General features: G+C 64.3%; 23 protein-coding genes. 14 read left to right on the forward strand and 9 right to left on the reverse strand.

The genetic code is table 11. The annotated features are described in order from the left end of the window. The first annotated feature begins 82 nt into the window (after nt 1-82). The 3 genes from rpoN to ptsN all read left to right on the forward strand — a co-directional run bounded on the left by rpoN (nt 83) and on the right by ptsN (nt 3,006). Nucleotides 83-1,642: an RNA polymerase factor sigma-54 gene (gene rpoN, locus VGN93_RS05385; RefSeq protein WP_327506637.1), complete on the forward strand. Its 1,560-nt coding sequence runs from the start codon at nt 83-85 to the stop codon at nt 1,640-1,642. A 249-nt stretch (nt 1,643-1,891) separates the two neighbouring features. Next, the gene (hpf, locus tag VGN93_RS05390; protein ID WP_319323781.1) at nt 1,892-2,467 is read left to right on the forward strand and encodes a ribosome hibernation-promoting factor, HPF/YfiA family; all 576 of its coding nucleotides are present in this window, start codon (nt 1,892-1,894) and stop codon (nt 2,465-2,467) included. 74 nt (nt 2,468-2,541) lie between these two features. Next, a complete protein-coding gene (ptsN, locus tag VGN93_RS05395) occupies nt 2,542-3,006 on the forward strand; it encodes a PTS IIA-like nitrogen regulatory protein PtsN (protein WP_319323780.1) in 465 nt (154 codons plus the stop codon). Between the two features lie 71 nt (nt 3,007-3,077). Here ptsN and grpE read toward each other — a convergent pair whose 3' ends face one another. Continuing rightward, on the reverse strand, nt 3,078-3,701 hold the full coding sequence (gene grpE, locus VGN93_RS05400) for a nucleotide exchange factor GrpE (protein ID WP_319323779.1): 624 nt from the start codon (nt 3,699-3,701) through the stop codon (nt 3,078-3,080). Between the two features lie 143 nt (nt 3,702-3,844). Further along, complete coding sequence (gene hrcA / locus VGN93_RS05405) at nt 3,845-4,921, reverse strand: heat-inducible transcriptional repressor HrcA (RefSeq protein WP_319323778.1); 1,077 nt, start codon at nt 4,919-4,921, stop codon at nt 3,845-3,847. A 157-nt stretch (nt 4,922-5,078) separates the two neighbouring features. Here hrcA and rph point away from each other — a divergent pair, with 157 nt between their 5' ends. The 4 genes from rph to hemW are packed head-to-tail and all read left to right on the forward strand — an operon-like array spanning nt 5,079 to nt 8,077. Further along, nucleotides 5,079-5,795 carry a ribonuclease PH gene (gene rph / locus VGN93_RS05410; RefSeq protein WP_327506638.1) on the forward strand — a complete coding sequence of 239 codons (717 nt, stop codon included), beginning with the start codon at nt 5,079-5,081 and terminating at the stop codon, nt 5,793-5,795. A gap of 13 nt (nt 5,796-5,808) precedes the next feature. Next, complete coding sequence (locus VGN93_RS05415; protein WP_327506639.1) at nt 5,809-6,225, forward strand: VOC family protein; 417 nt, start codon at nt 5,809-5,811, stop codon at nt 6,223-6,225. A 7-nt stretch (nt 6,226-6,232) separates the two neighbouring features. Next, nucleotides 6,233-6,877, forward strand: a complete 645-nt coding sequence (rdgB, locus tag VGN93_RS05420; protein ID WP_327506640.1) for an RdgB/HAM1 family non-canonical purine NTP pyrophosphatase — start codon at nt 6,233-6,235, stop codon at nt 6,875-6,877. Between the two features lie 6 nt (nt 6,878-6,883). Next, nucleotides 6,884-8,077, forward strand: a complete 1,194-nt coding sequence (hemW, locus tag VGN93_RS05425) for a radical SAM family heme chaperone HemW (protein ID WP_327506641.1) — start codon at nt 6,884-6,886, stop codon at nt 8,075-8,077. Here the strand turns inward: hemW and VGN93_RS05430 are convergent, their stop codons facing one another. Next, complete coding sequence (locus VGN93_RS05430) at nt 8,078-9,019, reverse strand: DMT family transporter (RefSeq protein WP_327506642.1); 942 nt, start codon at nt 9,017-9,019, stop codon at nt 8,078-8,080. A gap of 136 nt (nt 9,020-9,155) precedes the next feature. Between VGN93_RS05430 and gcvA the strand changes: the two genes are divergently transcribed. Then, entirely contained in the window at nt 9,156-10,049 is an 894-nt protein-coding gene (gene gcvA / locus VGN93_RS05435) for a transcriptional regulator GcvA (RefSeq protein ID WP_319323772.1), read from the forward strand. Nucleotides 10,050-10,058: 9 nt separating this feature from the next. Here gcvA and VGN93_RS05440 read toward each other — a convergent pair whose 3' ends face one another. The 5 genes from VGN93_RS05440 to mutM all read right to left on the reverse strand — a co-directional run bounded on the left by VGN93_RS05440 (nt 10,059) and on the right by mutM (nt 15,341). Then, nucleotides 10,059-10,559, reverse strand: coding sequence for a GNAT family N-acetyltransferase (locus tag VGN93_RS05440; protein ID WP_327506643.1), 501 nt, complete (start codon nt 10,557-10,559; stop codon nt 10,059-10,061). Nucleotides 10,560-10,656: 97 nt separating this feature from the next. Next, nucleotides 10,657-12,105 (reverse strand): chromosomal replication initiator protein DnaA, encoded by a 1,449-nt coding sequence (gene dnaA, locus VGN93_RS05445; protein ID WP_414714025.1) that lies wholly within the window; start codon nt 12,103-12,105, stop codon nt 10,657-10,659. A 975-nt stretch (nt 12,106-13,080) separates the two neighbouring features. Then, nucleotides 13,081-13,347 (reverse strand): 30S ribosomal protein S20, encoded by a 267-nt coding sequence (rpsT, locus tag VGN93_RS05450; protein WP_319323769.1) that lies wholly within the window; start codon nt 13,345-13,347, stop codon nt 13,081-13,083. 294 nt (nt 13,348-13,641) lie between these two features. Beyond that, complete coding sequence (locus tag VGN93_RS05455) at nt 13,642-14,415, reverse strand: enoyl-CoA hydratase (RefSeq protein ID WP_327506645.1); 774 nt, start codon at nt 14,413-14,415, stop codon at nt 13,642-13,644. A gap of 32 nt (nt 14,416-14,447) precedes the next feature. Beyond that, nucleotides 14,448-15,341 carry a bifunctional DNA-formamidopyrimidine glycosylase/DNA-(apurinic or apyrimidinic site) lyase gene (gene mutM / locus VGN93_RS05460; protein WP_327506646.1) on the reverse strand — a complete coding sequence of 298 codons (894 nt, stop codon included), beginning with the start codon at nt 15,339-15,341 and terminating at the stop codon, nt 14,448-14,450. 181 nt (nt 15,342-15,522) lie between these two features. Between mutM and ubiE the strand changes: the two genes are divergently transcribed. The 6 genes from ubiE (at nt 15,523) to coaBC (ending at nt 24,204) form a co-directional block, all read left to right on the forward strand. After that, nucleotides 15,523-16,299: a bifunctional demethylmenaquinone methyltransferase/2-methoxy-6-polyprenyl-1,4-benzoquinol methylase UbiE gene (gene ubiE / locus VGN93_RS05465; protein WP_327506647.1), complete on the forward strand. Its 777-nt coding sequence runs from the start codon at nt 15,523-15,525 to the stop codon at nt 16,297-16,299. A gap of 37 nt (nt 16,300-16,336) precedes the next feature. Further along, nucleotides 16,337-17,911 carry a 2-polyprenylphenol 6-hydroxylase gene (ubiB, locus tag VGN93_RS05470; protein WP_327506648.1) on the forward strand — a complete coding sequence of 525 codons (1,575 nt, stop codon included), beginning with the start codon at nt 16,337-16,339 and terminating at the stop codon, nt 17,909-17,911. Nucleotides 17,912-17,992: 81 nt separating this feature from the next. Further along, nucleotides 17,993-21,598 (forward strand): TonB-dependent receptor domain-containing protein, encoded by a 3,606-nt coding sequence (locus VGN93_RS05475; RefSeq protein WP_327506649.1) that lies wholly within the window; start codon nt 17,993-17,995, stop codon nt 21,596-21,598. Between the two features lie 45 nt (nt 21,599-21,643). Continuing rightward, nucleotides 21,644-22,447 (forward strand): ion channel, encoded by an 804-nt coding sequence (locus VGN93_RS05480; RefSeq protein WP_327506650.1) that lies wholly within the window; start codon nt 21,644-21,646, stop codon nt 22,445-22,447. Between the two features lie 137 nt (nt 22,448-22,584). Continuing rightward, a complete protein-coding gene (locus VGN93_RS05485; protein ID WP_319323762.1) occupies nt 22,585-22,812 on the forward strand; it encodes a hypothetical protein in 228 nt (75 codons plus the stop codon). 186 nt (nt 22,813-22,998) lie between these two features. Further along, nucleotides 22,999-24,204 carry a bifunctional phosphopantothenoylcysteine decarboxylase/phosphopantothenate--cysteine ligase CoaBC gene (coaBC, locus tag VGN93_RS05490; protein ID WP_327506651.1) on the forward strand — a complete coding sequence of 402 codons (1,206 nt, stop codon included), beginning with the start codon at nt 22,999-23,001 and terminating at the stop codon, nt 24,202-24,204. Here coaBC and VGN93_RS05495 read toward each other — a convergent pair. Then, nucleotides 24,197-25,018 (reverse strand): class II glutamine amidotransferase, encoded by an 822-nt coding sequence (locus VGN93_RS05495; RefSeq protein WP_319323760.1) that lies wholly within the window; start codon nt 25,016-25,018, stop codon nt 24,197-24,199. The genes coaBC and VGN93_RS05495 overlap by 8 nt on opposite strands. Between the last annotated feature and the right edge of the window lie 131 nt (nt 25,019-25,149).

Raw genomic sequence — 25,149 nt, forward strand, 5'->3', positions numbered from 1 at the left:
AAACGGATCAAAAAAGCAATTTTTGGGCCAGTTGGATTTTGCACCCGTCCAGGACGGGTTTCCCCGGGAGTAGAGCGTCCGCATGGCACTCGCAGCCAGCCTTTTTCTGCGCCAAAGCCAATCGCTGGTGATGACACCGCAGCTGATGCAGTCGATCCAGCTGTTGCAGATGACGCATCTGGAGCTGAACCAGTTCATCGAGCAGGAGCTGGAGAAAAATCCGCTGCTCGAAGTGGTTTCCGGCGACGAGGGTGCGCGCGACGACGAACGCGGCACCGATGCCTATTCCCTGCCCAGCGAAGACCGCGCCCGTGCCGAAGATGTAAGCAGCGAGGAGGGCTTTCAGCCGGACCTCTACGATTCCGCCACGATGAGTGCCGGAAGCGCGTCCGAGACGAGCGACGGCGGTCTCGACAACATGTTTCCCGACGATGCCGGACCCCGCGCGGCCGACGCGCCGGAACTCATCGACCAGTGGAAATCCATGCCCGGCGGCGAGGGCGGCGAAAACTACGACCTCGACGACTTCGTGGCGGGCCGCGAGACGTTGCGCGACGTTCTCGGCGCGCAGCTTCCCTTTCTGCTCTCCGACCCCATCGATCGGCTGGTCGCCCAGCATCTGATCGACCAGCTCGACGAGGCCGGCTACCTGCAGGGCAGCACCGCCGAGACGGCGCTCAGGCTCGGCAAGCCCGTCGCCGAGGTCGACCGCGTGCTCTACAGGCTCCAGGAGCTCGATCCGCCGGGCGTCTTCGCCCGCTCGCTCGGCGAATGCCTCGCCATCCAACTGCGCGCCCGCGACCGGTTCGATCCGGCCATGGCCACGCTGATCGACAATCTCGAGCTTCTCGCCCGGCGCGACTTCGCGACGCTGAAGAAACTCTGCGGCGTCAACGAGGAAGATCTGCTCGACATGCTGGCGGAAATCCGCAAGCTCGATCCGAAGCCCGGCACGCGCTACGAGACGAGCCTCTCGGAGGCCGTGGTGCCGGACATCGTCGTGCGCGCTGCCCAGGACGGCAGCTGGCATGTCGAGCTCAATGCCGACACCCTGCCGCGCGTGCTCGTCAACCGCGACTACTATGCCTCCGTCTCCAGCCGCACGCGCCGCGACAGCGAGGACCAGGGTTTTCTCAACGAGTGCCTCCAGACGGCCAACTGGCTGACGCGCAGCCTGGACCAGCGCGCCCGCACCATCATGAAGGTGGCCAGCGAGATCGTGCGCCAGCAGGATGCCTTCCTGCTGCACGGCGTCGACCACCTGCGGCCCTTGAACCTGAAAACAATCGCCGAGGCGATCAAGATGCACGAATCGACGGTGAGCCGCGTCACCTCGAACAAATTCATGCTGACGCCGCGCGGCCTGTTCGAGCTCAAATACTTCTTCACCGTGTCGATCGGCTCGGCGGAGGGGGGCGATTCCCATTCGGCCGAGAGTGTCCGCCACCGCATCCGCACCATGATCACCCAGGAGCAGCCGGATGCCGTGCTGTCGGACGACGATATCGTCGATATCCTGCGCAAGGGCGGCGTCGATCTCGCCCGCCGCACGGTCGCGAAATATCGCGAGGCGATGAACATTCCCTCCTCCGTGCAGCGCCGGCGCGAAAAACGGGCGCATGCCAAAGCGGCCGCGTCATGAAACAAAGCCGGGAGAACCGGCGTTTCAGAGCATGAGAAGTTAAGAATGCCTGAATCCGCCAATTGACTTCGCCGCCGGAACGGGCTACTGCGCGCCCCAATTCTGAAGAGAAGAAGGCCGGAATTCCAGACATATCCCCACTTTTCTGCGGCATGCGACGCAAATTCCATCGCATGCGTGAAACGCTTGGAACGTGCGTAAGGTTGGAATAGACTGTTGCACGCAAATCACGAAAGAGAGGAAACCTCCATGAGTGTGCGTGTATCCGGTAAACATATGGAAATCGGCGAAACTTTCCGTCAGCGAATTGAAGTCCAGGTCGGAGAGGCCGTAACCAAATATTTCGACGGAGGATATTCGAGCCAGGTCACCGTTGAAAAAGCGGGATCGCGGTACAGCGCGGACTGCAAGATCCACCTCGATACGGGGATGGCCTTGCAGGCGAACGGCGAAGCAAACGACCCCTTGGTGGCCTTTCAAACGGCCTCCGAACGGATCGAGAAACGCCTGCGCAGGTACAAGCGCAAACTCAAGGCACACCACAACGGCAATGGTCACGATGCCTTTGCAGAAGTGGCCTACACGGTGATGGATTCGGTCCCCGACGAAGAAGACGAGCTTCCCGAGGACTACGCCCCGACAATCGTGGCGGAAAGCACGAAGAAACTGCGGACGATGTCCGTCGCAAGCGCCGTCATGGCGCTCGACATGACGGACGAACCGGTTCTTCTCTTCCGCAGCGCCGGTTCGGAGCAGCTCAATATCGTCTACCGACGCAACGACGGAAATATTGGCTGGATCGACGCAGCCAATATCAAAGGCTGAGTGACGGGAGCGTGGTGCCGGAAACCGGCACCACGTTTCTTCAACCCCTTCACCCGCCTCACGAGGACAAAAGCATGGCATTGGCAGGTTTGCTGCAGCAAAGTGCGATTATTCCGGCGATGAAGGCCAATTCCAAGAAGCAGCTGCTTCAGGAACTGGCGACAAAAGCGGCAAAGATCACCGGGATTCCGGAACGCGAGATCTTCGACGTCATCCTTCAGCGCGAGCGGCTCGGCTCGACCGGCGTGGGCAATGGCATTGCCATTCCGCACGGCAAGCTGAAGGAGCTTTCGCAGATCACCGGTCTCTTCGCGCGGCTCGAGACCCCCGTGGATTTCGAGGCGCTCGACGACCAGCCGGTCGACCTCGTCTTCCTGCTTCTGGCCCCGGAAGGCGCCGGTGCGGACCATCTGAAGGCGCTGTCGCGCATCGCCCGCGTGCTGCGCGATCCGGCGATGGTGGCGAAGCTGCGCGCCTCCGACAACGAGAGCGCCATCTACGCCTGCCTGAGCGAGGAACAGGCGTCGAACGCCGCCTGACCATCTCCAATTCGCATGAAAAAACCGGCGGTTTTGCGACCGCCGGTTTTTCTTTGTCCCGATAATGACGATCAGGCCTGGGCGGCACTCGCCTCGCCGGCGGGGGCCTTGGGGCCGCCCTTGGAGACGCCGACCATGGCGGGGCGCAGCACGCGCTCACCGATGACGTAGCCCGCCTGCACGACCTGCACGACCGTGTTGTTGGTGATCTCCGGGTTCGGCACTTCGAACATGGCCTGGTGGAAGTTCGGGTCGAACTTCTCGCCGACCGGCTCGAGCTTGCGCACGCCGTGGCGTTCGAGGGCGGAGAGCATGGAGCGCTCGGTCATCTCGACGCCTTCCGCCAGCGCCTTGAAACCGGCATCGCCGCTTTCCAGCGCATCGGCCGGAATGGCATCCAGCGCGCGGCGCAGGTTGTCGGACACGGCCAGCATGTCGCGCGCAAAACCGGCGACGGAATAGGACTTGGCGTCCTTCACGTCGCGCTCGGTACGGCGGCGCAGGTTGTCCATCTCGGCGGCGAGGCGGAGATACCGGTCCCTGAGGTCGGCATTTTCTGCGCGCAGAACATCCACCGGGTCCGGCTCCGCCACGGCTTCGGCCTCGATGGTCAGATCTTCCGGGGCGGACGTTTCTGCGGCGACGTTGTCTTCTGCCGCTTCGTCAGGTCCGTGTTTCTTGTTCTCGTCGGTCATGACGTACTCCGAATTGTATTTTTAGGTTTGCGCCCGATATCGAGCTTTGAGCCCGAAAAATCAAGGGCCGATGGCCGGATTGCCGGGCAGATATGCCGCATGCCGTTCTCGCAAAACCGCCGCACGCTTTTGCGCGGCATGCTTTAACGCGAAAGCCGCGACATGAGCTGGGCCGTATAGTCCACCATGGGCACGATACGGGAATAGTTGAGCCGCGTCGGCCCGATGACGCCGACGGCGCCGACGATCTTTTCGTCGCTGTCGCGATAGGGCGCGACGATCAGCGAGGAGCCGGAAAGCGAGAACAGCTTGTTCTCCGAGCCGATGAAGATGCGCACGCCCGGCCCGGTCTCCGCCAGGTTGAGCAGCTCGATCAGGCTGTCCTTGCGCTCCAGGTCGTCGAACAGCATGCGCAGCCGATCGACATCCTCCGCGCCCGCAAGCCCCTCCAGGAGGTTCGCCCGGCCGCGCACGATGAGCCGCGTCGGCTTGCCCTCGTCGAAACCGCCGGACCAGACCATGAGCCCGCGCTCGACGAGATCCTGCGACAGCTTGTCGAGTTCGGTGCTGATTTCTCCGCGCAACCGTTCCAGCTGGGCGCGCGCCTCGAACAGGGTGTTGCCGGCGAGATGAGCGTTGAGGAAATTGGCGGCTTCGGTGAGCTGCGAGCTCGTCACGCCCGCCGGCAGCTCGATGATGCGGTTTTCCACCTGGTCGTGATCGCCGACGAGCACGACGAGCGCCTTGGTCGGCTCCAGCCGGATGAACTCGACATGTTTCAGGATGGCGTCGTTCTTGGAGGTGATGACGAGGCCGGCGCCGCGCGACATGCCGGACAGTGCCTGGCTCGCCTCGTTCATCAGGGTCTCGACGGCCGAATGTTTCTGGCCGTGCGGGCGCACATGGCGCTCGATCGAAGCGCGATCCTCGGCCGAAATATTGCCCACCTGCATGAAGGCGTCGACGAAGAAGCGCAGGCCGAGCTGCGTCGGCAGGCGCCCGGCGCTGGTATGCGGCGAATAGATGAGGCCGAGCTCTTCCAGATCGCTCATCACATTGCGCACGGAGGCGGGCGAGAGCGACATGGGAAGAATACGCGACAGGTTGCGCGAGCCGAGCGGCTCGCCGCTTTCCAGATAGCTTTCGACGATGCGACGGAAGATCTCACCCGAACGCTCGTCGAGCGCCGCCTGACTTTCAGGACCCGGAGATCTATTCAAAACCATCTTCTCGCTGCAAACCCTGTTATCCGACTGGAATATAGTGATTTCGCGGGTAAGCGCAAAACGGATTTTCCCTGGCGTCGCGGCATCGGCATTCCCTCGCCTGGAGAACTGGTCTAAAGCAATTCCCACATATCTCAATGAGGAGTTCGCAATGCGGCCGTCCGGCAGAAAAACCGATCAGATGCGCAAGGTTTCCTTCGAGCGCAACATCTCCAAACATGCCGAAGGCTCCTGTCTCGTCAAGTTCGGCGACACGCATGTGCTCGTTACCGCCAGCCTCGAAGACAAGACGCCGCCGTGGCTGCGCAACAGCGGCAAGGGCTGGGTCACCGCCGAATACGGCATGCTGCCGCGCGCCACGGGCGACCGCATGCGCCGCGAAGCCGCCAGCGGCAAGCAGGGTGGCCGCACGCAGGAGATCCAGCGCCTCATCGGCCGCTCGCTGCGCGCCATCGTCGATCTCGAAGCGCTGGGCGAACGCCAGATCACCGTCGACTGCGACGTCATCCAGGCCGACGGCGGCACGCGCACGGCGTCCATCACCGGCGCCTTCATCGCGCTGCACGACTGCCTGAAGTGGATGGAAGCGCGCAACATGATCAAGGTCGAGAAGGTCCTGAAGGACCATGTCGCCGCGATCTCCTGCGGCATCTTCGCCGCCCAGTCGGTGATTGACCTCGACTATATCGAGGACTCCGCCGCCGAGACCGACGCCAACTTCGTCATGACCGGCTCGGGCGGCATCGTCGAGATCCAGGGCACCGCCGAGCGCAAGCCGTTCACGGAGGAAGAGTTCTCCGGCCTGATGGCGCTGGCGCGCAACGGCATTGCCGAACTGGTCGAGATGCAGAAGCAGGCGATCGCCTGAGATAGGTTTGCCCATGGCCGCCGCGATCGAAGGGATACTCGAAACCGCGCTCTATGCGGAGGACCTCGACGCGGCGGAAGCCTTTTACGGCGGCCTTCTCGGACTGGAAAAGATCACGCGGCAGGCAAACCGCCACGTCTTCTTCCGCTGCGGCCCCGGCGTTCTCTTGATCTTCAATCCGCAGGAGACCTTCGTTCCGCCGCCGCCCCATGCCTTTCCCGTGCCGGTGCACGGGGCGGCGGGACCGGGCCATGTCTGCTTCCGCGTTGCCGGGCCGGAGCTTGATTTCTGGGTGGAAAAGCTCGTAGAAGCCGGCATCACCATCGAAGCGGATTTCTGTTGGCCGAACGGCGCCCGCTCCATCTATTTCCGCGACCCCGCCGGCAACAGCCTCGAATGTGCCGAGCCCGGCCTCTGGAACATCGCTTAGGACCCTTATGCGCAAGCTCGACACCAAGACAATCGTCGTCGCCAGCCACAATGCGGGAAAGATCCGCGAGATCGAGGACCTGATCGCCCCCTTTGGCTTCTCCGCCAAGTCGGCCGCCGAACTGAACTTCGAGGAGCCGGACGAGACCGGCACGACCTTCGAGGAAAACGCCACGATCAAGGCGCTCGCCTCGGCGAAGGCCTCCGGCCTGCCGGCCCTTTCGGATGATTCCGGTCTCGTGGTCGATGCACTCGACGGCGCGCCGGGCGTCTACACGGCGAACTGGGCGGAGACGGCGAACGGTACCCGCGACTTCGCCATGGCCATGGAGAAGGTGGAGAAGGCGCTGGCCGAAAAGGGCGTGAGCGAGGCCAAGGACCGCACGGCGCGTTTCGTCTCCGTGCTCTGCCTCGCCTGGCCGGACGGCCATACGGAACTCTTCCGCGGCGAGGTCGAAGGCCAGGTCGTCTGGCCGCCGCGCGGGACGCAGGGTTTCGGCTATGACCCGGTCTTCCAGCCCGAGGGTTACGAGACGACCTTCGGCGAGATGAGCGCTGAGCAAAAACACGGCTGGAAACCGGGCGATGCGGCAGCGCTGTCGCACCGCGCCCGCGCCTTCAAGATCTTCGTCGAAACCTGCCTGACGGCCTGAGGCGGGATGACGGCGGTGCCCCTCGACATCAGGCAGAGCTTTGGGCCGGACCTCGCCGAGCCAGGCTTCGGCATCTATGTGCACTGGCCGTTCTGTGCCGCCAAATGCCCCTATTGCGACTTCAACAGCCATGTGCGCCATCAGCCGGTCGACCAGCCGCGTTTCGTGCAGGCGTTCCTGACCGAAATGGCGACGATGCGCCGCCTCACCGGCTCGCGCAGCGTCACCAGCATCTTCATGGGCGGCGGCACGCCCTCGCTGATGGCGCCGGAGACGGTCGATGCGATCCTCAACGGCATCGCCCGCCACTGGCATGTGCCCGATGGCATCGAGATCACCATGGAGGCCAACCCGTCGAGCGTCGAGGCCGAGCGTTTTCGCGGCTATCGCGCCGCGGGCGTCAATCGCGTCTCGCTCGGCGTGCAGGCGCTGAACGACAGGGATCTCAAATTCCTCGGCCGGCTGCATGACGTCGCCGATGCGCTGAAGGCGATCCGGCTGGCGCGCGACATCTTCCCGCGCATGTCCTTCGACCTCATCTATGCCCGCCCGAACCAGACGGTGGAGGAATGGGACCGCGAGCTCAGGGAGGCCGTCTCCTACGCTGTCGACCACCTCTCGCTTTACCAGCTGACCATCGAGGAGGGCACGCCCTTCTACGGCCTGCACAAAGCCGGCAAGCTGGTGGTGCCGGACGGCGAACAGTCGGCGGTGCTCTATGAGGCGACGCAGGAGATCACCGAGCGCGAAGGCATGCCGGCCTACGAGGTCTCCAACCATGCCCGCCCCGGCTGCGAAAGCCGCCATAACCTCACCTACTGGCGTTATGGCGACTATGTCGGCATCGGCCCCGGCGCGCATGGCCGCCTGACGACCGGCGGCTCGAAGATCGCGACCGCGACGGAACGCAAGCCGGAAGCCTGGCTGTCCCTGGTCGATGCCGGAGGCCACGGCATGGTCGATCAGGAATTGCTGGAGCGCGAGGCGCAGTCGGACGAACTGCTGCTGATGGGCCTGCGCCTGAAGGAGGGTGTCGACCTTGCCCGCTGGCAGAGCCTTTCCGGCCGCGAGCTGGACCCGGACCGCGAACAGTTCCTCATCGAGCACGGCTTCATCGAGCGGCTCGGCAATTCGCGGCTGCGCTGTACGCCGGCCGGCATGCTGATCCTCGACGCCGTCGTCGCCGATCTCGCCTGCTGATCAGTTGCCGGCATCCGAGCCGAGCGGCCGGCGCTTTTCCATGAAGAAACGAAAGAGACGTCCGTCGATCGCCGCAAGGCCGACGGCGATCAGCGCCATGCCGGCAAAGTGTTTTGGCGCCAGCATCTCGCCCAGCACCAGCGCGCCGAGCAGGATGGCGCTCACCGGAATGAGGAAGGTGACGAGCATCAGGTTCGTCGCGCCTGCGGTGGCAAGAATGCGGAAGAAGATGACATAAGCGAGCGCCGTGGCAAGGAAGGCAAGGCCGAACAGCGCCATCCAGGCTTCCGCCGAGGGCATGGCGAGCGTCCATGGCCGATCAACGATCAAGGCGACCGGCAGCATCAGAGCCGCCGATGTGGTGACCTGCCCGGCTGCCGGCAGCAGCGGCGGCAGGCCCATGCGGCGGAAGCGGCGGCCGAAAATGCCGGCGATCGAATAGGAGACGGCGCCGCCGAGCACGGCAAGCTGTGCCAGCACATTGGTGCCGAGATCGGAGAGCACAGACGGTCCGATCATCAGGGCCACGCCCGCGAAGCCGACGAGCACGCCGATGAGCCGGCTACCGGTCATCTTCTCGTCCTGCGTCAGGAGATGGGCGGCGATCACCGCGAAGAGCGGGGTCGTGGCGTTGAGGATCGAGGCGAGGCCGCTGGCAATATGCGTCTGGCCCCAGACGATCAGCGAGAAGGGGATGATGTTGTTGAGCACGCCCATGCCGAGAAAGGCGAGCCAGACCTCGCGGCTTTTCGGAACGGCATGGCCGGAGAGGCGCACGATCGTCCAGAGCGCTATTGCCGCAAGCGCTACGCGGAGCGCGACGATGGTGAGCGTCGGCAGTTCGCGCACGAGAATGCCGTTGAACAGGAACGAGCCGCCCCAGAGCAGCGACAGGGCGATGAGCAAGGCCCATTCGCGGGCGGACATTTGATGGCTAGCCATGGCGGCCTCCTACGGATTTTTTCTAAACCGAATGATCGGACCGGATGCAAGAACCCGGCAGTTGCGCTATCATTCCGGTTATTCCCGTCCCGCACAAACGATCATATTTCGGCATATCAGCGAGGAAAACTAAACCATGAACGGTCGCCTCCCTTCCTTGTCCGGCCTGCGCGCCTTCGAGGCGGCGGCACGCCACCTGAGCGTCACGCTTGCCGCCGGCGAGCTCAATGTCACGCCGGGTGCGGTGAGCCTGCAGATCCGCGACCTGGAACAATCGCTCAGCGTGCGCCTGTTCGATCGCCTGCCACGGCAACTGAGGCTGACGGAGGATGGCGAGGGTTATTTCAAGGCGATGCGCTCGGCCTTCCGGCTGATGCGCGAGGCGACCGACGAACTGTTGGCCCGCGCAAGACCGACGACGCTTTCGATCAGCTGCACGCCGACCTTCGCCGCGCAGTGGCTGGTGCCGCGGCTGCCGAATTTCGAGGAACGGCTACCCGGCGTCGACATCCGCATCAGCGCGTCGAACCGCCTGGTCGATTTCGTCCGTGACGGCGTGGATATCGCGATCCGGCACGGCTTCGGGCGCTATGAGGGCCTGGTCAGCGAGCGGCTGCTCGACGACAACCTCGTGCCCGTCATCGCGCCGGCATTGCGCGAAACCCAGCCGCTCGACGAACCCGCCGATCTCGCCAACCATATATTGATCCACGACGTGCACCGGCAGGATTGGCGGCTCTGGCTGGAGGCGATGGGGGTCACCGGCATCGATGCGATGCGCGGCCCCGTCTTCACCGACAGCAATGGCGCGATCGAGGCGGCCAAGGCCGGCGATGGCGTCGCGCTGGTGCGGCTTTCGCTGGTGGCGCGGGAAATCCAGGAGCGGCGGCTGGTCGCGCCCTTTTCGCGCGGCGTGTCGACGGGGCTTGCCTATTACATCGTCTATCCGCCGGGCGCGCTGGACCGGCCGGCCGTCACGGCTTTACGCCAATGGCTCACCGATGAGGCGCGCGCGGTGCGCGGAAGCTGACCCGCGGCGTCAATCGGCAAAGGTTTCCATCCGTTGCAGGTAGGGCGTGAAGCCCGCCCGCGCATAGGTGGCCTGCGCCTTCGCGTGGTCGTTCGTATCGGTGTGCAGCCAGATGCGCCGCGTCGCCGTCTGCCATGCTGCCCTGAGCGCCGTATCCAGCAGGAAGGGGCCGAGCCGTCGGCCATAGGCCGCCGGAATCAGGCCGAAATGCACGAGTTCGATGTCCTGCTCGTTGGCGGCATCGAACTCACAAAGACCAACCGGCTCCTCCTCCTCCCGCAGAACGAAGATGATCGCCGATGGGGCGGACAGCAGCTGCGCCAACGCGTCCTGCGGCATGTGCAGCCGCTGGTCCCAGGTCAACGGCTCGCCGACCGCCTGATAAAGTGACAGGTAGTCCTCCGGGGAAAGGCGCGCCGCGCGGATTTCCAGATCGGCGCTTGGGGCCGGCAGCGCGGGCCGGTCCAAAGGCGGCGTGCAGAGTTCCATATAGGTGACGAGCAGGTCCATGCCGGCGGTCTCATCCGTTCTGCCAAAAGCGGAACGCCGTGCGCGACCCGGAGGACGGCACAGCGTTCAAAGCTGTCGAAGGGGCGTGAAGAACGCGCTATTCGTTGATCAGGCGCTTCAGGAGCTCGATCTCGTGGCTGAGCTTGGTGTCACCCGAGATCAGTTCCTCGATCTTGCGCACGGCGTGCAGCACGGTCGTGTGGTCGCGACCGCCGAAACGCCGGCCGATTTCCGGGAAGGAGCGCGGCGTCAGCGTCTTGGACAGATACATGGCGATCTGGCGCGGCTTGACGATGACGCGCGTGCGGCGGTTGGAGACCAGTTCCTGGCGCGAGACGTTGTAGTGTTTCGCCACCACGCGCTGGATGTCCTCGATGCGCACGCGGCGCGGCTCGCCGGCGGCGACCAGATGGCCGAGCAATTCGTCGACGCGTTCGATCGACAGGTTGGGCTCGAAGGAACGGCGGAAAAGCAGCTGGTTGAAGGCGCCTTCCAGCTCGCGGCCGCTGGCCGTGATGTTGCGCGCGACGTGGCTCAGGATCTCGACCGGGATATCGAGCGACTGGTCTTCCTGCTGCGCAGCCGCAAGACGGCGCTTCAGGATTTCGAGACGCATTTCGTAATCCGGCCCTTCCATTTCGATGGCGACACCGCCCTGGAGGCGCGAGCGAACCCGCGGATCGAGCGATTCCAGTTCCCAGGGCGCGCGGTCGGCGGCGACCACGACCTGCTTGGCGGAATCGAGCAGCATGTTGAGCAGATGGCAGAACTCGTTCTGGATCGAATTGCCCTGCAGGAACTGCATGTCGTCGATGATCAGCAGGTCGATGTTGCGCAGCGTTTCCTTCAGCGACAGCGCGTCGTTGTCGCGGATGGCGGTTGCGAAGCGCCACATGAAATATTCGGCCGTCAGGTAGACGACGCGCGGGTTGCGGGCGCTCGCCAGGGCGCCGAGCGCGATCGCCTGGAGAAGGTGCGTCTTTCCGAGGCCGACGCTCGAATGCACGAAGAGCGGGTTGAAGCGCACGGCGCCGGCACCGGCTTCCGCAATCGTGCGGGCTGCGGCAAGGGCGACGCGGTTCGACGTGCCCTCGACGAAGGCATCGAATGTATAACGCTGGTCGAGCGGCGAGCCGAAAAGCGGGCCGGCGTGCTGGCGCGGCTGGGCCGCGGCGGCAACCGACGCGACAGCGCTTGCAACAGGCTGCGGGCCACCGGCCGGACGGCGCGACGATTGCACCTGCGGCGCAGGCTGAACGGCAATGGCCTCGTCAACGGAACCGGGGCGAACGCCGCGGGTCGCGGTGCGCACCAGGATCTCCACCTTGAGGATTTCGGCGTCCTCGTGCTGGAACAGGCTGGTGATGAGATCGAGATAACGATTGTTGATCCAGGACTTCAGGAACGTCGTCGGCACCGAAAGGCGCACCACGCTCTTGGAAACGGAATGGATCTTCAGCCGGCCGAACCAGCTCGCGAAGACGTCCGGACCAACCTGCGCCTTGAGGCGCGCACTGACCCGTTCGAAAATCGCGTCCTGCTTCATATCGGATGGTACCCCCGCCGCTTGCACTCCTTCTGGTGGGAGCGCCTTTAGTGCATTTTCCCCGTTTGCGAATGCACCAGCTGTCCTGGTGGCCGTATTCACCTGCATCTTGCCGCCTTTCATGCTCAATTCGCCACGTCGGCATTCCTGCCGGCGCCTTTCATGTTTGCCATTTCCCGGCCGTGCCGAGCCAATCGCCCGGTCCGGGATCTGGTGCCCCGATCGAACCGGCCCCCTGCTCCGGCACAATCCCGTTTCTCAAACACAATTCAGGTCGTCACGATCCGGTGTCATACCCGATCCCGCCTTCCCGTCTGTGGCCTCGCCGTGCGCCCCCTCGTAGAGCGTCCAGCGGGCATGCCCTCTCCATCGGCGGCCGTCCTCACAGCCACAACCGGCACAACCAAAAGTCACAAAAACTCACTGCCAGAGTGCCAGGGGCACCTGGGGCAAGCTTTGCCGGTTTGATGATTTTACGAAGCGGAGCCGCTCCGTCACAGGGAACAAACAACCACCGCTGCCCTGTCAGACAGTCTTGTCGGCGACCATTTTCAGGCTTGTTTCCGTGCCCCCTGTGGAAAGCATTTAGGCAGGATCAGGTAGCAAGATCAATCACGAATTTTACGCAAAATTAAGGGGCGGGCGTTGACTCGCAGAGGGCTTCCTGACTCGGAATCAGCTTTCCCATGGAGAATCTCTTAGGAATCAATGGCTTTGTTTTCGAGTGGTTTTCGGAAGGGCTCGAAAACGAAAAAAATAAAAATTCGCTTGACTCAAATTGCTGTCAAACTCCCGCAACGAAAGGGTGGCAAGACCGCCCAACCTCCCGCAAGTAACTGAATTTAAAGGAATTTTTTCGTCACTATTTTGACAAGATCGAGCCGTGCACATTAACCATAGCAGGGCCGAAAAAACAAAGAAAAGCCCGGTGCGAGCACCGGGCTTTTCCTAATATTGCATAGCTCGATGGGCTGATCAGGCCGTCATCGTCTTTACGCGGTTCGCCAGGCGCGACACCTTGCGGGATGCCGTGTTGGAATGGAGCACGCCGCGGGTGGCAGCGCGCATCAGTTCCGGCTGGGCTGCCTTGAGGGCGGCGGCGGCCTGAACCTGATCGCCGGAGGCGATTGCCTCCTCGACCTTGCGGATGAAGTTGCGGACGCGCGAGCGGCGCGACTTGTTGACTGCGGTGCGCGCGGCGATCTTGCGGGTCGCCTTCTTTGCCGAGGTTGTATTGGCCATGTATGTCTCTCTTCAGAAATCTGACACAAACCCCGCCCTCGCCGTGCCGGGTCACTGCGACCTGTCATCTAAGCAATTCGGGAGCAATATCGGAAAACCTCAGAATTCGGCTTTCCAAACTGTGGGCGGCGTATAGCTGGAAACCGCGAAGCCGTCAACGCGGATTCTACAAGAAACGCCGCCTGAAGCGTAACGCGATCCTCCGGATTCGCTTTCCACGTTTCAGCTCTTCGATTTTCGCATGTTGTTATCGCAAAACCGCTGCACACTTTTGCGCAACATGCTCCGGCCCGATCAGCGATGCTTGAACGCCGGCTTGCGCTTCTCGATGAAGGCCGCCATGCCCTCCTTCTGGTCCTCGGTAGCGAAGAGCGCATGGAAAAGCCGGCGCTCCGCGCGCATGCCTTCCGACAGCACCGTCTCATAGGCGCGGCTGACGGCCTCCTTGGCGATCATGACCGAGGGCAGCGAGAAGCTGGCGATCTTTTCCGCTGCGGCCCGCGCCTCCTCCAGAAGCTTCTCGGGCGCCACCACGCGCGCGACGAGGCCGGAACGTTCGGCTTCCGCGGCATCCATCAGGCGGCCCGTCAGGCAGAGGTCCATCGCCTTCGCCTTGCCGATCGCGCGGGTCAGCCGCTGCGTGCCGCCCATGCCGGGAATGACGGCGAGCGTGATTTCCGGCTGGCCGAACTTTGCCGTCTCCGAGGCGATGATGAAGTCGCACATCATGGCGAGCTCACAGCCGCCGCCGAGCGCGAAGCCGCTGACGGCCGCGATCATCGGCTTGCGGCAGCCGGCAACATCGTCCCAGCCGGCAGCGAGATCGGCGAGCACCGCTTCGGCAAAGCCGTAGGGCTGCATTTCCTTGATGTCCGCGCCGGCGGCAAAGGCCTTTTCCGAGCCGGTGATGACGATCGCGCCGATGCCTTCATCCGCCTCGAAGACGGCGAGCACGTCCTTCAGCTCGCCGAGCAATTGGCTGTTCAGCGCGTTCAGCGCCTGCGGCCGGTTCAGCGTGATGAGGCCGACGCGCCCGCGCGTCTCCACCAGCAGCGTTTCGTAAGCCATGTCTCTCTCCTCTTATTTTATAATCTTATGATCTATTTCTGGCAGGCGGCGCAGTGGAAGGTCGACCGGCCGCTCTGCACGATGCGGCCGATAGTGCCCGTGCAGCCGGGTGTGCGGCAAGGCTCCTTCTCGCGGTCGTAGACGGAGAAGGAATGCTGGAAATAGCCGAGCGAGCCATCGGCGCGGATATGGTCGCGCAGCGTCGAGCCGCCGGCCGCGATCGCGTCGGCTATCACCTCGCGGATCGCCTGCGTCAGCACGACGAGCTCCTTCTTCGGCTTGCCCGCCGCCGTTACCAGCGAGCCGGCGAGCCGCTCCGGCGAGAGATGCGCGCGCCACAGCGCCTCGCAGACATAGATATTGCCGAGGCCGGCAATGTTCTTCTGGTCGAGCAGCGCCGACTTCAGCGGCGTCTGGCGGCCGCGGAACTTGGCCGCGATGTAGTCGGCGTCGAGCGTATTGCCGGTCGGCTCCTCGCCGAGATCACGGAAGAAGGCGTGGGCGGTGAGGTTCTCCCGGCGGGCGAGGTCCATGAAGCCGAAGCGGCGCGGGTCGTTGTAGACGACGCGGCGCTCGCCCTCCGGCGTTTCCAGATGAAAGACGACATGATCGTGGCGCACGTCCTTGCTGCGCGGCATGTGGAAATCGCCGGGCGCTTCCGTCTCGAGCGCCGGCCCCTCCACCCGGAACGAGCCGGACATGCCGAGATGGGCGATCACCACGTCGCCGCCATCGAGGTCGATCAGCAGATATTTGGCGCGCCGGCCGAGCGAGACGACGCGGCGATCCTTCAGCGCCTCGGAAAAGGCCGGCGGGAAGGGAAAGCGCAGATCCGGACGGCGCAGTTCCGCCTGGCGGATCAGTGCCCCTTCCATGACGGGCGCAAGACCGCGCCTCACCGTTTCCACTTCCGGCAATTCCGGCATATCCGTCTCCTTCGACTTAACCTTGAGCGCATTTGCCGCGGCCCGGCATTTCCCTCTCGGCAATCTATGTCCTATATACCCGGCAAAGCGGCGGACGCGGTGTTCAGATAGCGCGGCCCTTGCCAATTCGCTATGGTCTTTGCGGCAATTCGGCTGCGACAGACGGCCCATGGAGACGACGATGACCGAACAGCGCACATCCGCCGACGGCGGCATGGAAACCTCCTACGGCTTCCGCCAGGTGGCCGAAGGCGAAAAGCAGGCGCTGGTCAACGACGTCTTCCACAAGGTCGCCAAGCGCTACGACATCATGAACGACGTCATGTCCGCCGGCCTGCACCGGGCCTGGAAGGACGCGATGATCGCAAGCCTCAACCCGCGCAAGGACGCCAGCTATAAAGTGCTCGACGTTGCCGGCGGCACGGGCGACATCGCCTTCCGCATCGTCGAGGCCTCCGATCGCCTGGCGCACGCCACCGTGCTCGACATCAACGGCTCGATGCTGTCCGTCGGCGCCGACCGCGCGGCGAAGAAGGGGCTTTCCGCCAATCTCGATTTCGTGGAAGCCAATGCCGAGGAACTGCCCTTCGAAAGCGGCAGTTTCGACGCCTATACGATCGCCTTCGGCATCCGCAACGTGCCGCGCATCGATGTGGCGCTGTCGGAAGCCTACCGCGTGCTGAAGCGCGGCGGCCGGCTGCTGGTGCTGGAATTCTCCGAGGTGGAGATGCCGTTGCTCGACAGGTTCTACGAGACCTGGTCGTTCAAGGCGATCCCGCAATTCGGCAAGATGATCACAGGCGAGGCGGAGCCCTACCAGTATCTCGTGGAATCGATCCGCAAGTTCCCGAACCAGCAGGACTTTGCGGCGATGATCCGCACGGCCGGCTTCTCCCGCGTCAATTTCACCAATTATACCGGCGGCATCGCCGCGCTGCATTCCGGCTGGAAGCTCTGAGCATGGTCCCGGTCTCTTCCAAGAATAGCCTTCCCGCATGAGCGTCGTCAGTGCCTATCTTCGCCTTGCCCGCGTGGGCTGGGTCCTCGTGCGCGAGGGTGTCGTCTCGGCGCTGCCGACGGAAGGCATGCCTCCGCTTGCCCGCACGGCGCACGCCTTTGCCGGCGTCCTCGCCCGCCGCAAGGCGACGAAGGAAGACCGTGGTGACCGCCTCGCCCGCGCCATCGAGCGCCTCGGCCCCTCCTATGTGAAGATGGGCCAGTTCCTGGCGACCCGCCCCGACGTCGTCGGCGCCGAGATCGCCGTGGACCTTTCGGCGTTGCAGGACCGCATGGCGACCTTTCCGCGCGCCGCCGCCGTGGCCACGGTCGAAGGCTCGCTCGGCCGCAAGCTCGATGACCTCTATGTCAGTTTCGACGACTCGATCGCCGCCGCCTCCATCGCCCAGGTCCATCCCGCGACGGTGCGCGATGCGAATGGCGAGCGCCGGGTCGCGGTAAAAGTCATCCGCCCCGGCGTACGCCAGCGTTTTGCCCATGATCTGGAAGCGATGTATGCGGCCGCGCACCTTCAGGAAACGATCCTGCCCAACACGCGCCGGCTGAAGCCGGTCGAGGTGACGCGCACGCTGGAACAGACGACGAAGATCGAGATGGACCTTCGGCTGGAAGCGGCGGCGCTCTCCGAACTCGGCGAGAACACCAAGGACGACCCCGGCTTCCGCGTGCCGACGGTCGACTGGGAGCGCACCGGCCGCGACGTCGTCACCATGGAGTGGATCGACGGCATCAAGATGTCGGATGTCGACGGCCTGCGCGCCGCCGGCCACGACCTGAACAAGCTGGCCGACACGCTCATCCAATCCTTCCTGCGCCACACGCTGCGCGACGGCTTCTTCCATGCCGACATGCACCAGGGCAATCTCTTCGTCGACCCGCAAGGCGTCATCGTCGCGGTCGACATGGGCATCGTCGGGCGGCTCGGCAAGAAGGAACGCCGTTTCCTCGCCGAAATCCTCTACGGCTTCATCACCCGCGACTACCAGCGCGTCGCCAACGTGCATTTCGAGGCCGGCTACGTGCCCTCGCACCACGACACAGCGAGCTTCGCCCAGGCGATCCGCGCCATCGGCGAGCCGATCCACGGCCAGCCGGCCGAGACCATTTCGATGGCGAAGCTCCTGACGCTGCTCTTCGAGGTGACGGAACTCTTCGACATGGAAACCCGCACCGAACTCGTCATGCTGCAGAAGACCATGGTGGTGGTGGAGGGCGTGTCGCGCACGCTGAACCCGCGCTTCAACATGTGGAAGGCCTCCGAGGGCGTGGTCGGCGACTGGATTCGGGACAATTTGGGGCCGAAACGCCTGCTGACCGACCTGCGCGACGGCGCACATGCCGCCCTTCGACTTGCCGAAGCCGCTCCGGAAATCGCCGCCAAGGCGGAGAAATTTTCGCAGGATCTCACGGCCATGACCGAAAAAGGCCTGCGTTTCGATGCGGAAACCGCCGAAGCGATCGGCCGCGCCGAAGCCCGCCACAGCCGATCCGGCCGGCTGGCGCTCTGGGTCATCGCCGCGACGCTCGTCTACATCGCCTGGCAGATCAGCTGATGCGGTTGCTCCGGCCTCGTTGACAGCACCAGGAAATTGCATCCATAACGTCGCCTCCGAGGGTGGACGAAACTAAAACACATGCGTGCGTTGAAGCTGGGCGTTAGCGCCCTGGCGATCGTTGGAAGCTTTTTGCCGGCGTCCGCCGAGGTATTTCCGCGCGGCTCCGTGGCCGATGGTGCCGTCGTCGACCGCAAATCCGGCGAGGAGGTCCGTTTCGTCGACATCGAGGCCTGGCGCGGTGTCGAAGTCGACCAGGACCTCATTGCCGGCGATACGCTGCGCACCAATGCCGTCGGCAACCTCGCCATCCGCTTTTCCGACAATACGCTGGTGCGCATGGCGCGCGAGACGGTGCTGCGCGTGCGCAAGATCGACGGCGCTTCCGACAGCCAACTCAACCTCGAAGGCGGCACGATCTGGGGCCGCGCGGAACGCGGCGGCAGCGGCCTGACCGTCGACACGCCGGCAGCCGCGGCCGCCATCCGAGGCACGGACTGGACGCTGCGCGCCGAAGGCGACCGCACGGTGCTGACGGTGCTCGAAGGCGTAGTCGAGCTTTCCAACGCGCAAGGCACGGTGACGGTCGGCCAGGGCGAAGGCGCCGTGGCGACGATCGGTCAGGCACCACGCAAATATATCCTCGTCAATCTGGAAGAGCGCGAGCAGGTCCTGCTCTATGGCGAGATCCGCGGCGTCTTCAACGGCCTGCCGATCAGCGGCGAAGGCACGCGTGACGCGCGCAGCGAGCGGCTTGGCATCCTTGCGAAGCCGGAAACCGGGCGCAGCCGCGAGGACTGGCTGAAGCTCGCGGAAACCGCGCTCGCCTATGACGGACGGGCAGCGGCGACGGCAGCCCTCGCGCACCTGCCCCGCCCGCTGCCGGCAGCGATGGAAGCGCGCGCGACGCTGGTCGAGGCGATGATCGCCGGCCAGACCACGCAGTATGACGCGGCGATCCGGCTGTTCCGCAAGGCCCTGCCGCAGCTTTCCGGCGAACGGCGCACCATGGCGCGCTATGGCGAGTGGATCGCGATCTCGCTGAAGGACCCCGACGCGCGGGTGAAGACCCCTTCGCTGAACCGCACGCCGGCAACCGTCGGCGAGGCGATCGCGCAGGCGACCGTCGTCGCGCATATGCAGGGCCAGGTCGAGGCGATCGAGATCCTCAAGAGAGCCGAACGGCGTTTTCCCGACGAGGCCAGCCTGCCGGCGATGCGCGCCAGCCTCGCCTACGAAGTCGACCGGCGCGACGAGGTGCGCGAGGCGCTGGCGCGCGCCCGGTCGCTCGATCCGAGCGACCCGTCCCATCTGCTGGTCAGCGCCCGCTTCCGCGCCACCGTTTCGAGCGATCTCGACGGCGCGCTGGCCGATCTCACGCGGGCCGTGGAGGCGGCACCGGGCGACGACGCGGTCTGGAACGAGATCGGCATCATCCAGAGCGACCGTAACGCCATCGTCGAGGCGGATGCGGCGCACCGGCGCGCGATCGGCCTCAACCCGGAAAACGCCGTGCTGCATGCCAACCATGCGCGCTTCCTGATGGATCACGACCAGATGGCCGCCGCAAAGCGGGCGATCGATGCCGGCGAGGCGCTCGACCCGACCTCGTACGCCGTGCTCGCCGCAAAGGGCCGCTACCTCCTGCGCATGGGCAAGACGGCCGAGGGCGAAAAGGTCCTGCAGGAGGCCGCCGCCGTCAACCCGACCGCCGGCGACGCGCTGATCGGCCTTGCCATTGCCAACTATCAGAGCGGCGCCAGCGCGGAGACCGCCCAGGCACTCGACAATGCCGACCGCTTCGACCGCGACAATCCGAGCATCTCGCTGATACGCGCAGGCGTCGCACTCGACCAATTCCGCGCCGACGACGCCATCGTCAACGCCCGCGAGGCGTTGCGCCGCCGGCAGGCTCGCGGCGCCTATTATACCGGCTACGATGCCAACCGGCAGGTTTCGTCCGTGCTCGGCGCGACGCTGGACAATCTCGGGCTCAACGAATGGAGCCAGTACTACAAGGACCGCGCCTTCGACCCATTCCTGGCGACGAGTTATGACGACGAGCAGAGGGCCGGCCAGCTCAGTCCCTTCATCAGCGTTCCGCCCCTGGGACTTTCCCGCTACCCGGCAGGCTCGGTCTACCTGTCGACGAACCTGCAAAGTCTGATGCTCGACCCGCTGGCTGTCGCTTCCGAGGAGCGCACCAGTCCCCTCGAACGCCGCAGCTTCATCGAGACGACGCTGACCGCCGGTCTTTCCTCCGAAGGAGCGGAACCGGGCTGGAACGGCGATATCAACGTCAAGGGCACCAGCTACGGCGCCATTCCGCTGAGTTACAACCTCCAGGGCCAGATCGCCCGACCGGAAGGCGAGCGCGACAACGACACGAACGATTTTGAGGGCGGGGTCTTCGAACTGGGCCTGCGGCCGACCCTCGTCGACAATATATACCTGTTCGGCAGCTCTTCCCGTTCCGTGACAGGCTATCCCGGCCCCCTATGGTCTCCCACGCCGGCAGACCAAAGCACCGGCAGAAGCACGATGTTGGGCGGGGCCTGGAGCCACACGATCTCGGACAAGAACGTCATACAGGCCTTCGGCATGTTCGAGCATTCCAACACGACGGACTATTTCGAAACGGCCGACGACATCGGTGCCTATAGTGTTGAAAGCCCTGCGCGCAGCGACACGAAGAGTTTTGGCCTCAGCCATCTCTTCGGCATCGGATCGCTCACCGTGCGTTATGGCGCGGAGGCGGTCGACTATAAGTCACGCAACGCCCAGATCTTTACCGACCTGACCAACGGCGAGATCTTCCGTCGGGACGACTATGCATCCGATGGCAAGGCGGCTCGCCTCTACGCCGATGCGACCTATGACTTCTCTCCCGACCTGCAAGTGCAGGGCGGCGCCTATTATTCGTGGTTCGATTCCGCCAGCGGCGTCTTCGAAACGGTGGATCCCCGCATCGGCATCGCCTGGGCGCCCGTCGAAAACCACTGGCTGCGCGCCTATTACCGGCGGGATACGCAATATCCGGTGACGCAGACCCTCTCTCCGGTCTCGACCGTGGGGCTCGTGCCGCTGCAACTGCCGTCCTTCTACCAGGGGCAGGCGCGCACCGCGGCCGTACGATGGGATGCGGAATGGAGCGAGCGATTCTTCACGTCGCTCGAATACCAGAACGTCCACTTCGACGGCGTTTCGATCGGCATTCCCGGCTTCTTCAACTGGTTCGAGACGAGCGAAGGCGAGATCAACAGGACAAGCCTCGGCGCGAACTACTGGTTCGGCAACGGCCTCGGTCTTTTCGGCTCCTTCACCTGGAACGACAACAAGGATACGACACCGGGCATTGGCGGCGACAACACGCTGCCGCTGGTGCCCGACTATGTCAGCCAGGTCGGGCTCACCTATGTCCACCCGTCGCGCTTCACGCTCAGCGTCGCGCAGACATTCGTCGGCGAACGGCTCGGCGGCCAGTTCAGGGACGATGCGGGAACCCTCTACTTGGCTAACCTCGACAGCTACTCGACGACGGACGCCGCCGTGACGTGGAAATCGGAGAGCGGCCATCTCGAAGTCGCCCTCCAACTGCTCAATGCCTTCGATACCGATATCGACATGGCCTACGATACGCCCGCTCCCGGCCGCACCTTCCTCGCCACGATGAAGGCGCGGTTCTGATCTGCGCCGCTTGACCGGGACCGGCGGGGCGCTAGTCTTTCAACCATGACCGATGAGCCGCTGAGCGTGACCGAGCCGCCGCCCTTTCTCGAACGGGTACGCCGGCAATTGCGGGGGCTTTATTTCGGGCGGGACCGGGAGGCGATCCGCTTCCAGGTCATGATGCTGCTGATCGATATCGCGGTGCTGTGTTTCTTCATCGCCGGCCCCTATCTGCGCAAGACACCGGCTTTTATCATCGTCGACTATGCCATTGCGCTGGTCATCGCCTTCGAACTCGGCGCGCGGGCGCTGATCGCGCCGAACCTGCGCTACTTCGCGACGCGGCCGATGACCTGGGTGGATATCATCGTGCTCGGCACGCTGCTCTTTCCCTACCAGCTGCACAATTTCGCCTTTCTGCGCGTGCTGCGCATCTGGGCGATCAGCCAGAGCAAGCTCGTGACGCTGCTGCTGCGCCGCTTCGGTTATGGCGACCTGGAGGACATCATCCAGGCCTGCGTCAATTTCCTGGTCTTCCTCTTCCTCGTCACCGGCTTCGTCTACAGCAATTTCTTCTATGGCGCGGACGGGTTCGAGGGCTTCGTCGATGCGCTCTATTTCTCGGTCGCGACCGTCACGACGACGGGCTTCGGCGATATCGTGCTGCCCGGCACGCTCGGCAAGCTCACCTCCATCGTCACGATGATCATCGGCATCTCGCTCTTCGTGCGGCTCGCGCAGGCGATCTTCCGGCCCTTCAAGGTGAACTTCCCCTGCCCGCAATGCGGCCTGTCGCGCCATGATGCGGATGCCGTGCACTGCAAGGCCTGCGGCCATGTGCTGAACATTCCCGACGAAGGCGCCTGAAAACCGGAAAACCACCCCGTCTTGGCCCATTGCAGGCAGTTCACCTCCTGCCGTTAAGATGGTAATTTAGAAAAGCCGGAATAAGCGGCGCAGTGCAGTGCAGACCGAATTCTCCAAGGGCCAGAGGGGAACGTCCCATGCGCAATATCATTCTATCCGCAGCCATCGCAGCCTTGTCCTTCGGCGCTTTCGCCGCACCGTCGCTCGCCGGCATCATGCCGGACGCGGCAGGCTTGCGGTCGACGAGCCTCGTCGAACCCGTGACGCACTATTACGGCCACAAGCCGAAGTGCTTCTGGAAGAAGATCAAGAAGTACGACTACTACGGCAATCTCGTCATCAAGAAGGTGAAAGTCTGCCATTAAGCCACGTCCCTTGACGTGGTAAGCCGCGTCTCTTGACGCGGTAAGCCACGTCCCTTGACGTGGCAAGGCGGTATCCGGGGGGATCCGCCGCCGGGGACAGACTTGGAAATGCCGCTGCAACGGGGTAGGACGGGATGACCGTTCTCGTCGGGGATGGTCGTGCGCTTTAAAAGCCCGGGACCCGCCATGCCGCTTGCAGGAAAACGCATCCTCCTCGTCATTTCCGGCGGCATCGCCGCCTATAAGAGCCTCGACCTGATCCGCCGGCTGCGCGAGCGCGGCGCGGAGGTGAGCCCGGTCATGACCGCGGGCGCGCGCGAATTCGTGACGCCGCTTGCCGTCGGCGCGCTTTCGGCCGGCCATGTCTATACGGACCTCTTTTCGCGCGAGGACGAACAGGATGTCGGGCATATAAGGCTGGCGCGCGACTGCGACCTCATCGTCATTGCCCCCGCCACGGCCGACCTGATGGCCAAGATGGCGAACGGCCTTGCCGACGACCTCGCCTCCACCGTGCTGCTCGCCACCGATCGCCCGGTGCTGCTGGCGCCCGCCATGAACCCGAAGATGTGGGCGCATCCGGCAACCCGGCGCAATGTCGAGACGCTGCGCAAGGACGGGCTATCCTTCATCGGCCCCAATGCCGGCGAGATGGCGGAGGGCGGCGAGGCCGGCTTCGGCCGTATGGCGGAGCCGCTGGAAATCGTTGCCGCGGTGGAAACCCTGCTCGACGATGGGAAGAAGCCGCTTGCCGGCCGCACCGCCATCGTCACCTCCGGCCCGACGCACGAGCCGATCGACCCGGTGCGCTACATCGCCAACCGCTCCTCCGGCCGGCAGGGCCATGCCATTGCCGCAGCACTCGCCCGCCTCGGCGCAAAGGTGACGCTCGTCTCCGGCCCCGTCACGCTGCCCGATCCGGCTGGTGTCACCGTCGTCAAGGTGGAGCGGGCGGACGATATGTTGCAGGCCGTGCTGGGCGCTCTCCCGGCGGATATCGCGGTGATGGTCGCGGCCGTCGCCGACTGGCGCGTCGCGACGCCGAATGCGGAGAAGATCAAGAAGCAGCCGGGCGAAGGCCCGCCGCCGCTGATGCTCACGGAAAACCCGGATATTCTGAAAACCGTCGGCCATCATGCCAAGCGGCCGAAAGTCGTCGTCGGCTTTGCCGCGGAGACGCAGGACGTCGAGGACAACGGCCGGGTGAAACTTCAGAAGAAGGGCGCCGACCTCATCGTCGCCAATGACGTTTCGCCGGAAACCGGCATCATGGGCGGCACTAGCAACAGCGTGAAGCTGATCACCGCCGCCGGCGTCGAGGAATGGCCGGAGCTTTCGAAGGAAGACGTCGCCGGCCGTCTGGCCGATTGGATCGCCGAAAAGCTCACTTGACGAGGGCGAGCTTCGTTTCCATGCCGCTCGCCGGGCGCCCGACGGGCGAAAAGATGCGCACGTCGACGCCGTTTTCGCCCAGCACGACGGCGCTGCCGTCCGGGATTTCCACCCAGGCTTCCGTGTCGTCGTTCAGCGGCTCGGAGACGAGGCAGTAGCCTCCGGTGGCGCCCATCGGTGCCGCATAGAGCGTTGGAGCCGCGTAGTCCGTCGCGTAGCGCACGGCATAAAGCTGGTCGCCATCGGTGAAGGCCGCCGTGAAGCGCACGAGCACGCGGCGCTCCAGATGCGCCGCCAGCCGTTCGACGAAGGCGATGGTCTCGGCCATGGCGCCGAGCGGATCGCGCGCCAGGCCGAATTGCAGGGCGAGCAGGAAGAGCAGCTCCGAATCCGTCGAGCCGGTGCGGGCATTGTAGAGATCGTTGTCGAGCATGGTTTCGAGCGGCCGGCGCAGGTGCTCGAAATCGGCGATCTGGCCATTGTGCATGAAGGACCAGATGCCATTGACGAAGGGATGGCAATTGTCGCGCCGCGTACCGCCGCCGGTGGCGGCCCGCACATGGGCGAGGAAGAGCGGCGAGCGCACCTGGCGGGCGATGCTGCGCAGATTGCAATCCGACCAGGCGGGCAGGATATCGCGGTAGCGGCCGGGCTCCGGGCGCTCGCCATACCAGGCGATGCCGAAACCGTCGCCATTGGTCGCCGTCTTGGCGCGGGTGGCGCAGTGGGATTGTTCGATCAGCGAGTGGGCGGGCGAGGACACCAGTTCCTCGAGGTAAAGCGGTTCTCCGCGATAGGCTGCCCAACGGCACATGACGCTATTCCCGCTTTCGAAGACCGGCGACGAACCGGTGTTTGATCAGACGCATTAACCATGGCACTGCCCTGATTTTCAACGCAAATGGGTAAAAATGCGTTAACGAATGTAAACGGGCCGAAACCATG

The sequence above is a fragment of the Shinella sp. genome (genome assembly GCF_035998705.1).
Lineage (GTDB): Bacteria > Pseudomonadota > Alphaproteobacteria > Rhizobiales > Rhizobiaceae > Shinella.

Excerpts from the sequence above, each read along its gene's own strand:
- rpoN (WP_327506637.1), top strand. The coding sequence starts at position 83 with ATGGCACTCGCAGCCAGCCTTTTTCTGCGCCAAAGCCAATCGCTGGTG.
- hpf (WP_319323781.1), top strand. The coding sequence starts at position 1,892 with ATGAGTGTGCGTGTATCCGGTAAACATATGGAAATCGGCGAAACTTTC.
- ptsN (WP_319323780.1), top strand. The coding sequence starts at position 2,542 with ATGGCATTGGCAGGTTTGCTGCAGCAAAGTGCGATTATTCCGGCGATG.
- grpE (WP_319323779.1), bottom strand. The coding sequence starts at position 3,701 with ATGACCGACGAGAACAAGAAACACGGACCTGACGAAGCGGCAGAAGAC.
- rph (WP_327506638.1), top strand. The coding sequence starts at position 5,079 with ATGCGGCCGTCCGGCAGAAAAACCGATCAGATGCGCAAGGTTTCCTTC.
- VGN93_RS05415 (WP_327506639.1), top strand. The coding sequence starts at position 5,809 with ATGGCCGCCGCGATCGAAGGGATACTCGAAACCGCGCTCTATGCGGAG.
- rdgB (WP_327506640.1), top strand. The coding sequence starts at position 6,233 with ATGCGCAAGCTCGACACCAAGACAATCGTCGTCGCCAGCCACAATGCG.
- hemW (WP_327506641.1), top strand. The coding sequence starts at position 6,884 with ATGACGGCGGTGCCCCTCGACATCAGGCAGAGCTTTGGGCCGGACCTC.
- VGN93_RS05430 (WP_327506642.1), bottom strand. The coding sequence starts at position 9,019 with ATGGCTAGCCATCAAATGTCCGCCCGCGAATGGGCCTTGCTCATCGCC.
- gcvA (WP_319323772.1), top strand. The coding sequence starts at position 9,156 with ATGAACGGTCGCCTCCCTTCCTTGTCCGGCCTGCGCGCCTTCGAGGCG.
- VGN93_RS05440 (WP_327506643.1), bottom strand. The coding sequence starts at position 10,559 with ATGGACCTGCTCGTCACCTATATGGAACTCTGCACGCCGCCTTTGGAC.
- dnaA (WP_414714025.1), bottom strand. The coding sequence starts at position 12,105 with ATGAAGCAGGACGCGATTTTCGAACGGGTCAGTGCGCGCCTCAAGGCG.
- rpsT (WP_319323769.1), bottom strand. The coding sequence starts at position 13,347 with ATGGCCAATACAACCTCGGCAAAGAAGGCGACCCGCAAGATCGCCGCG.
- VGN93_RS05455 (WP_327506645.1), bottom strand. The coding sequence starts at position 14,415 with ATGGCTTACGAAACGCTGCTGGTGGAGACGCGCGGGCGCGTCGGCCTC.
- mutM (WP_327506646.1), bottom strand. The coding sequence starts at position 15,341 with ATGCCGGAATTGCCGGAAGTGGAAACGGTGAGGCGCGGTCTTGCGCCC.
- ubiE (WP_327506647.1), top strand. The coding sequence starts at position 15,523 with ATGACCGAACAGCGCACATCCGCCGACGGCGGCATGGAAACCTCCTAC.
- ubiB (WP_327506648.1), top strand. The coding sequence starts at position 16,337 with ATGAGCGTCGTCAGTGCCTATCTTCGCCTTGCCCGCGTGGGCTGGGTC.
- VGN93_RS05475 (WP_327506649.1), top strand. The coding sequence starts at position 17,993 with ATGCGTGCGTTGAAGCTGGGCGTTAGCGCCCTGGCGATCGTTGGAAGC.
- VGN93_RS05480 (WP_327506650.1), top strand. The coding sequence starts at position 21,644 with ATGACCGATGAGCCGCTGAGCGTGACCGAGCCGCCGCCCTTTCTCGAA.
- VGN93_RS05485 (WP_319323762.1), top strand. The coding sequence starts at position 22,585 with ATGCGCAATATCATTCTATCCGCAGCCATCGCAGCCTTGTCCTTCGGC.
- coaBC (WP_327506651.1), top strand. The coding sequence starts at position 22,999 with ATGCCGCTTGCAGGAAAACGCATCCTCCTCGTCATTTCCGGCGGCATC.
- VGN93_RS05495 (WP_319323760.1), bottom strand. The coding sequence starts at position 25,018 with ATGTGCCGTTGGGCAGCCTATCGCGGAGAACCGCTTTACCTCGAGGAA.